This is a genomic window from Burkholderia sp., assembly GCF_018375725.1.
Lineage (GTDB): Bacteria > Pseudomonadota > Gammaproteobacteria > Burkholderiales > Burkholderiaceae > Burkholderia.
The window spans coordinates 1-8103 of sequence record NZ_JAHACR010000196.1 but is presented as its reverse complement, the minus strand read 5'-3'; the positions used below and the strand labels follow the sequence as shown (position 1 = coordinate 8103).

Sequence of the window (8103 nt, the reverse complement as noted above, 5' to 3'; positions counted from 1 at the left end):
CGCGCCGAACCTGAAGGTGCAGTTCGACTGATATCACTGCCAGATCGTCGAAGGCGATCTCGCGATGACGATCGAGCGCGATTTCGCGGGCATCGGCCACTTCCAGATCGCCGGCGTGTCGACGCGCAACGAGCCTGACATCGGCGAAATCTACTACCCGTATCTGTTCGAACTGATCGACACGCTGGGCTACACCGGCTGGATCGGCTGCGAATACCGCCCGAAGGCCGGCACATCCGAAGGTCTCGGCTGGCTCAAGCCGTACCTGTAACTCCAGAAATCCACAAGGCAGACAACATGAAAGTACTGATCACCGGCGGCGCCGGCTTTCTCGGCCAACGTCTCGCACGCAGGCTGCTCGAACGCGGCGAACTGACCGGCCCGGACGGACGGCCGGAGCGCATCTCCGAGCTGGTGCTGCTCGACGTCGTCAAGGGCAGCGATTTCGGCGATCCGCGCGTGACGGCGGTCGTCGGCGACATCGCCGACCGTGCCGTGCTGGAAAGCGCGATCGACGATCGAACCGGCGCGATCTTCCATCTCGCGGCGATCGTCAGCGGCCAGGCCGAAGCCGATTTCGACCTCGGCATGCGGATCAACCTCGATGCGTCGCGTACGCTGCTCGACGTGTGCCGTGCGCGCGGGCATCGTCCGCGGGTCGTGTTCACGAGTTCGGTCGCCGTCTACGGCGGCGCACTGCCGGACGTCGTGCAGGACGACACCGCGCTGAACCCGCAATCGTCGTATGGCGCGGAAAAAGCGATCGCCGAACTGCTGCTGTGCGATTACGCGCGGCGCGGTTTCGTCGACGGCCGCGTGCTGCGCCTGCCGACGATCAGCGTGCGCCCGGGCCGGCCGAATGCGGCGGCCTCGTCGTTCGCGAGCGGCATCATCCGCGAACCGCTGAACGGCGAAGCGAGCGTGTGCCCGGTGCCGGGCTCGACGCGCCTGTGGCTGCTGTCGCCGCGCGGCGCGATCGAGGCGCTCGTCGCGGGCTGCGAACTCGACAGCGCGAAGCTCGGCAGCAAGCGCGTGATCAATCTGCCGGGTATCTCGGTGACGGTCGACGAGATGATCGCCGCGCTGCGCGAGGTCGCGGGCGACGAAACGGTCGGGCTGATCCGTCACGAGCCGGACGAGCGCGTCGAGAAGATCGTCGGCAGCTGGCCGGGCCGCTGGGACACGACGCGCGCCGAACAGCTCGGCCTGCGTGGCGACGCCTCGTTCGTCGAGGTGATCCGCAGCTATCTCGAGGACCAGCAGCGCTGACACGGCACCGCCTGCCGCCGGCAACGCAAAAGCCCTTGCGTCCGATCGTGACGCAAGGGCTTTTTGATGCGCGCAACGTCACGCGCCGCGATGCGATGCGGCGCGCACCGCTCAATGCACGCCGAGATACGCCTTCACGGCCGGCAGCCCCGGCTTGCCGTCGATCGTCGTCACGCCGGCGAGCCACTTGTCGAGCGCCTGCGGGTTCGCCTTCAGCCATGCGGCGGCCGCCTTGTTCGGATCCTCCTTGTTCATGATCGGCGCCATCACGTGGTTTTCGATCGACGTCGTGAACTGCAGGTTCGACACGAACTTCGCGACGTTCGGGCAGCGCGACGCGTAATCGGGCGGCGTTGCCGTCATCACCTTCGCCTCGCCGTAGTTCGGGCCGAACACGTCGTCGCCGCCGGTCAGGTAGTCGATCTTCATCTGCACGTTCATCGGATGCGGCTCCCAGCCGAGGAACACGATCCACTGCTTGTCGCGGATCGCGCGATTCACCTCGACCAGCATCCCCGCCTCGCTCGACTCGACCAGCTTGAACTTGCCGAGACCGTACTGGTTGGTGTCGATCATCTTCTTGATCAGCGCATTGCCGTCGTTGCCCGGCTCGATCCCGTAGATTCTGCCATTGAGCTTGTCGGCAAATTTCTGGATATCGGCGAACGACTTCAGGCCGCCCTGGTACACATAGTCCGGCACCGCGAGCGTGTATTTCGCGCCGGTCAGGTTCGGCGTCGCCAGCACCTTGATCGTTCCGGCCTTCGTGAACGGCGTGATGATCGGATCCATCGTCGGCGACCAGTAGCCGAGAAACACGTCGATCTGCTTGCTCTTGATCCCCGCAAACGTGATCGGCACCGATGCGATCGTCTTGGTCGGCGTGTAGCCGAGACCTTGCAGCATGGCCGATGCGAGGCCGGTCGTCGCCGCGATGTCGGACCAGCCGACGTCGGCGAACCTGACGGTCTTGCACACCGGCGGATCGGCCGCGTATACCGCCGAAACCGGCGCTGCGGTCATCCCGATGCTACATGCCGCTGCGATCAGTAGCCGCTTCATCTGTCTTCTCCTCTCATTGATGTCGTTCGCATGAAAATCGGGATCGTCGATATCGCCCCCGCGCCGCGATCCCGGCGGCGCGGGCATGGATGAATCGCGCCGGTCAGCGTCCCGGCAACCGGCGTTCGACACTCGGCGCGTGGCCGAACTGCGCGCGGTACGCCTTGCTGAAGTGACACGGCGAATGGAACCCGCAGATCGTCGTCACGCGCGCAATCGATGCATCGGTCGTACGCAGCAGGTCGCGTGCGCGCTTGAGGCGCAGTGTCAGGTAGTAATGCGTCGGCGAAACGTTCAGATAGACCTTGAACATCCGCTGCAGATGCCGCTGCGACAGGCGCACGAGCCGCGCGAGCTCCTCGAGCGACAGCGGCTCCTCGATATTCGCCTCCATCAGCCGCACGACCTCGATCAGTTCCGCGCGCGAGAACCCGACGCGCGCATCGACCGGGATCGGCTGCGGATCGGTCGCGCTGCGAATCCGTTCGAGGATGAACTGCTCCGACACCTGTGCCGCGAGCTGCTGCCCGAAACGCGTGCCGACGAGGTTCAGCATCAGGTCGAGCGGCGCGGTGCCGCCCGTGCAGGTCAGGCGGTCGCGGTCGACGACAAACAGCTCGTCCGCGAAATTCACCTGCGGAAACTCCGCATGCAGTGCAGACAGGTTTTCCCAGTGCACGGTACAACGGTAGCCGTCGAGCAGCCCGCTCGACATGAGCGCATAGGCGCCGGTGCAGATGCCGCCGAGCGGCAGGCCGCGATCGGCGAGCCACGCGAGCGTCGCCCGTGCGTCGTCGTCGACCACGTCGCGGATGCGGATCCCGCCGCAGACGATCATCACGTCCGGCGGACGCTCGGGATCGAGCGGCCGGGTCGGCCGCACCGCGATGCCGTTGCTTGCCCGCACCGGCGCGCCGTCGAGCGAATAGATCGACCAGCTGTAGTGATCCGCGCGCGCGACATAGTTCGCCATGCGCAGGACTTCGACCGCGCTCGAGAACGCGATCATCGAAAAATTCGGCAGCGTCAGGAAGCCGAAGTGCGCGAGGGACGAAACCGGGGAAACGCGGGCAGCGGGCGCAACGGCGACGGACGTCACATCGCTCTCCTAGCGAGCAGGTTGCACGAAGCCAGCTCCGTGGCCGAAGCCGCGGAAGCCGACATCAGGACGGGAAAGGCGGCCGGCGCGGGCCGGCCTCCGGTTGTTCAGGCCTGCGCGGTCGCAGCCTTCACGCGAAACAGTTGCTTGAGACCCGCGAAAAGCGGCGCCTTCGCGGTGCCCGGCGCGCGGCCGAAGCTTTCGGTGATGCGGTCGAGGATGATCGCGAGCAGCACGACCGACAGGCCGCTTTCGAAGCCGAGGCCGATGTCGAGACGCTGGATGCTGGCGAGCACGTCGTTGCCGAGGCCGCCCGCACCGACCATCGACGCGATGATCACCATCGACAGCGCCATCATGATCGTCTGGTTCACGCCCTGCATGATCGACGGCAGCGCATTCGGGAACTGCACCTTGTACAGCAGCTGCCAAGGCGTGCAGCCGAATGCCTGGCCCGCCTCGACGATCTCGCGGTTCACGTGGCGGATGCCGAGGCTCGTCAGACGCACGGCCGGCGGCATCGCGAAGATCACCGTCGACAGGATGCCGGGCACGCGGCCCAGACCGAACAGCATCGCGGCCGGAATCAGGTAGACGAATGCCGGCATCGTCTGCATCAGGTCGAGGATCGGGCGCACGGTCGCTGCGACCCACTTGCTCTTCGCCGCCCAGATGCCGAGCGGAATGCCGAGCACGAGGCTGATGATCGTCGACGACAGCGTCAGGCCGAGCGTGATGACGGTCTGATCCCAGAAGCCGGTCGCAAAGATCAGCAGCAGCGAGCCGGCCGTAAACAACCCGAACCGCCAGCCCACGCGCCAGAGTCCGACGCCGACGAAGAGCGCCATCATCAGCCACATCGGCACGGCTTGCAGGCTGTGCTCGACCAGTGCGGCGAGGCCCTCGATCGCGCGGCCGATCGCGTCGAACGTCGCCGCGTCGTGATCGAGCAGGTAATGGACGGACTGGTCGACCCAGCTGCCGAGCGGAATGATTTCAGACATGGGAGCCTCGCGAACGCGTAATGGCTTTCAGGATGACGGCGCGGTCGACCGAGCCGCAATAGCAGCCGTCGTCGTCGACGACAGGCAGCGCATTCGGGCTGGCCACGACGCGCGCGACGACGTGATCGAGCGACGCGTCGCGCCGGATGCTTTCGACCGGCCGCACGTTCGGCGCGGCGCTGCCGATCGCCTCGCGCGTGACGAAGCCGCGGATCTTGCGCTCCGCGTCGAGCACGAACGCATATTCGGCGCTGCCGTTGAGCGTCGCCGCGACGTTCGCGGGATCGAGCTTCGACACCAGCGGCACGGCGCCCGTCTGCATCAGGTCGCCCGCGGTCAGGTAACGGCTCGTGTCGATGCCGTCGAAGAACGCGCGAACGTAGTCGTCGGCGGGGTTCGCGATGATGTCCTGCGGCGTGCCGACCTGCACGAGCCGGCCGCCTTCCATGATCGCGATCCGGTTGCCGATGCGCAGCGCCTCTTCGAGATCGTGCGACACGAACATGATCGTGCGGCGCTGCTCCTTCTGCAGCTGCAGCAGCACGTTTTGCATTTCCTTGCGCTTGAGCGGATCGAGCGCGGAGAACGCTTCGTCCATGATCATCAACGACGGGTTCACGGCAAGCGCGCGCGCGAGGCCGACACGCTGCTGCATGCCGCCCGACAACTCCGACGGCAGCTTGTGCGAGAACGTCGCGAGACCGACCTGCTCGAGCACCTCCATCGCGCGCCGCTCACGCTCCTTCTTGCCGACGCCCGCGACCTCGAGGCCGAATGCCGTGTTCGACAGCACGTTGCGCTGGGGCATCAGCGCGAACGACTGGAACACCATGCTCATGTCCTTGCGGCGCAGGGCGGTCAGCGCCGAGCGGCGTGCCGACGCGACGTCGAGGCCGTCGATCGTCACCTTGCCGGCGCTCGGGTCGACCAGCCGGTTCACGAGGCGGATCAGTGTGGATTTGCCGGAGCCGGACAGGCCCATCAGCACGAAAATTTCGCCTTCCTGCACATCGAACGAGACGTCGTGCACACCGACGACCTGTCCTGTGCGTTTCAGCACTTCGTCCTTCGTCGCTCCGGCTGCGAGCATGTCGAGCGCCTGCTGCGGATTGCTTCCAAACACCTTGCACAGACCATCGACTACGACCTTGGGGGCATCCATCGAAACCTTCTCCTCGTGTAGCGGGGCTCACGCGTCATCCTGCGTGCCTACATAGTTGCTAGAAAAAACACGGGCCAGCCGACGAATTACGACAGACGCTTGCGCAAATACGACACCGGCTTCGGTGCACGGACGGGCGTGGCGGACGGCGCGCGCAGCGCGTCGCGGACGATCTGACGCACTGCGTCAGGCGGCAGGCCAGCACAGGCAAGGCAGGCGGGAAAAGATGGTGCACGGCAGCGACGCGGCGCATGGCATGCGCGCGGGGCGACGACGCGATCGACCGCGTGTCGCGTACCGACAAATCGACGTCCGATTGGACAACCTGCCGGGCACGGCGGCTGTCGTCGTATCGTCAGTTTTTGCTCAGACCCCATGACCGATGTCCGGCCACAGGCAAAAAAAAGGCCCCGCCGGCATCCGCGCGGCGGGGCCAACCCATGTCATCAAAGACATCATGGAGGAGACGGAATCCATCTTATCGGCGGCGCCGAGTCGGCCCAACCAAGCATTTCTGCTATCGATCTGCACGGCGTCACGCGCCGCTCACGCACGCGTTCGGCATATCGATAGAACGAAAAGTCGCTTCCAGACCGGCACCGGGGTCGCTACCATGCGGTTTTAAGCCCCTGCTTAGACGGGCCACGCATCCCCAAGGAGCGCCCTTTGACTGCATTCGACCAACATCGCCGGCCATTCGTCGTCGGCATCGGCGGCACCACCCGCGCAGCATCGTCGACCGAGCGTGCGCTGTCCTTCGCGCTGCGCGGCGCGCAGGCCGCCGGCGCACGCACCCGCCTGTTCGACGGCCCGTTCCTGCATACGCTGCCGCACTATGCGCCCGAACAGAAGACGCTCACCGACACGCAGCGCGAACTGATCGACACCGTGCGCCAGGCCGACGCGATCATCATCGCGACGCCCGGCTATCACGGCGGCGTCTCCGGCCTCGTCAAGAACGCACTCGATACGCTCGAGGAGTTGCGCGCCGACGAGCGGCCGTACCTCGACGGCCGCGCGGTCGGCTGCATCGTCACCGCGTATGGCTGGCAGGCGGCCGGCACCGTGCTGACGTCGCTGCGATCGATCGTCCACGCGCTGCGCGGCTGGCCGACGCCTTTCGGGGCAGCGGTCAATACGCTGGAAACGCGCTTCGAGAGCGCCGACAGCTGCTCGGATGCGAAGGTCGCGGCCCAGCTCGAGACCGTCGGCGCGCAAGCCGCCGAATTCGCGCTCGCGTTCGCGTCGCATCGCGCGGCCACGCACGCCGCATCGGTCGAGGCGCTCGCGCCGGTGCTGAAGATCGCCAACCAGTAAGCCCTCCGCATGCCGCCGCCCGTGCCGGCCAGTGCGCCGCGCACGGGCGGCGCACGTCATCCGGCCTGAGCGAGCGGCCCGCCCGCTGCCCGCCCGCCGCCATCCTGCCGATATCGATTCAGCGCGTCGCGTGATTTCCATTGGCCGAAAGATTGGTTCACGCGCGCCGGCCGTTTCCTTACGCTGAATGCCCGTCTCTCTTTCGCGTACGCCATGACTCGAACCATCCGCTACAAGGGCTATGAAGTCGCGCCCGCCGCCGCACAACAGCCGAATGGCCTGTTCGCCGCCAGCCTGACGATCATGAAGGCGAGCGCCGGCCCCTCGCGCGCCGTCTCGTTCGACGCGATCGATTTCTTCTTCGAGGAGGAGCACGCACTCGCGTACGCATCGCGCTGGGGGCGTCTCTGGATCGATACGCACGCTTGACGCACGTCACGCCGTCGCCGGCGCGCCACGGCAAAATACGCGATGACAGGAGCTATGGGAGAATCTTTCACTCCGTAATCGTCATCACACAACAATAGCCATGAATGACACGCTGCAACGAGAGCAGGCAGCAGATCACGCAATGCGCAACTGGGACTTCGAACGGAAAGGCCCGATCAGAATCGGTTCCGACGCGCACAAGCAGATGTTCTGCCGGATGTTGCTGGACACGCACAACCCGTACAAGCCAGCCGTGATCGACTGGCCGCCGCTCGGGCCGGAAGCGCTCGAACGGCTCACGTCACTGCCGATCTGGGACATCGCCGTGCAGACGGAGGGCCGCGCGTCGGTCCGCGTGGCAACGTTTGCGTCGACCGTGACGGATCCGTTGCTGCGCCAGGCGCTCGACATGGACGGCGGCGAGGAGGCGCGCCACAAGGTCGTGCTGTCGAAGCTGGTCGAGGCATACGGCATCGAGCTCGCGCCGGAACCGGCCTACCCGGCGCCCAGGGACGCCGAATGGGCATGGATGGTGACGGGCTTCAGCGAGTGCATCGACAGCTTCTTCGCGTTCGGCCTGTTCCGTTCCGCGCAGCGTTCCGGCTATTTCCCTGCCGAACTCGTCGAGACCTTCGAGCCGGTGATCCAGGAGGAAGGCCGGCATATCCTGTTCTTCGTGAACTGGTACGCGTGGTACTGGCGCAATATGCCGTGGTGGCGGCGCCCGTGGCTCTTCGCACGCGTCGAGGCCGTGTGGGCGT

General features: G+C 66.0%; 7 protein-coding genes and 2 pseudogenes. 5 read left to right on the top strand and 4 right to left on the bottom strand.

Annotation, left to right across the window (positions count from 1 at the left end; translation table 11 throughout):
* A pseudogene (locus KH616_RS17845) lies at positions 1-271 on the top strand (TIM barrel protein); the annotation flags it as partial.
* A 26-nt stretch (positions 272-297) separates the two neighbouring features.
* Complete coding sequence (gene denD / locus KH616_RS17840; RefSeq protein WP_292248867.1) at positions 298-1269, top strand: D-erythronate dehydrogenase; 972 nt, start codon at positions 298-300, stop codon at positions 1267-1269.
* A gap of 111 nt (positions 1270-1380) precedes the next feature.
* On the opposite strand, the gene KH616_RS17835 is transcribed toward denD, so the two are convergent.
* The 4 genes and pseudogenes from KH616_RS17835 to KH616_RS17820 all read right to left on the bottom strand — a co-directional run.
* Positions 1381-2331: a choline ABC transporter substrate-binding protein gene (locus KH616_RS17835; protein ID WP_292248865.1), complete on the bottom strand. Its 951-nt coding sequence runs from the start codon at positions 2329-2331 to the stop codon at positions 1381-1383.
* A gap of 103 nt (positions 2332-2434) precedes the next feature.
* Positions 2435-3430 (bottom strand): GlxA family transcriptional regulator, encoded by a 996-nt coding sequence (locus KH616_RS17830; protein ID WP_292248862.1) that lies wholly within the window; start codon positions 3428-3430, stop codon positions 2435-2437.
* A gap of 107 nt (positions 3431-3537) precedes the next feature.
* On the bottom strand, positions 3538-4434 hold the full coding sequence (gene choW, locus KH616_RS17825; protein WP_292248859.1) for a choline ABC transporter permease subunit: 897 nt from the start codon (positions 4432-4434) through the stop codon (positions 3538-3540).
* Positions 4427-5714 (bottom strand): annotated as a pseudogene (locus tag KH616_RS17820) (glycine betaine/L-proline ABC transporter ATP-binding protein); the annotation flags it as partial. The pseudogene KH616_RS17820 and the gene choW, both read right to left, overlap by 8 nt.
* 548 nt (positions 5715-6262) lie before the next feature.
* On the opposite strand from KH616_RS17820, the gene KH616_RS17815 reads away from it, so the two are divergent.
* The 3 genes from KH616_RS17815 to KH616_RS17805 all read left to right on the top strand — a co-directional run.
* Entirely contained in the window at positions 6263-6913 is a 651-nt protein-coding gene (locus KH616_RS17815; protein WP_292248856.1) for an NAD(P)H-dependent oxidoreductase, read from the top strand.
* Between the two features lie 213 nt (positions 6914-7126).
* Complete coding sequence (locus KH616_RS17810; RefSeq protein ID WP_292248853.1) at positions 7127-7342, top strand: transcriptional regulator; 216 nt, start codon at positions 7127-7129, stop codon at positions 7340-7342.
* 100 nt (positions 7343-7442) lie between these two features.
* A partial coding sequence (locus KH616_RS17805) for a ferritin-like domain-containing protein (RefSeq protein ID WP_292248850.1) occupies positions 7443-8103 on the top strand: 661 nt, incomplete at its 3' end.

Coding starts and splice junctions, on each gene's coding strand:
- KH616_RS17835 (WP_292248865.1), bottom strand. CDS start 2,331: ATGAAGCGGCTACTGATCGCAGCGGCATGTAGCATCGGGATGACCGCA.
- choW (WP_292248859.1), bottom strand. CDS start 4,434: ATGTCTGAAATCATTCCGCTCGGCAGCTGGGTCGACCAGTCCGTCCAT.
- denD (WP_292248867.1), top strand. CDS start 298: ATGAAAGTACTGATCACCGGCGGCGCCGGCTTTCTCGGCCAACGTCTC.
- KH616_RS17810 (WP_292248853.1), top strand. CDS start 7,127: ATGACTCGAACCATCCGCTACAAGGGCTATGAAGTCGCGCCCGCCGCC.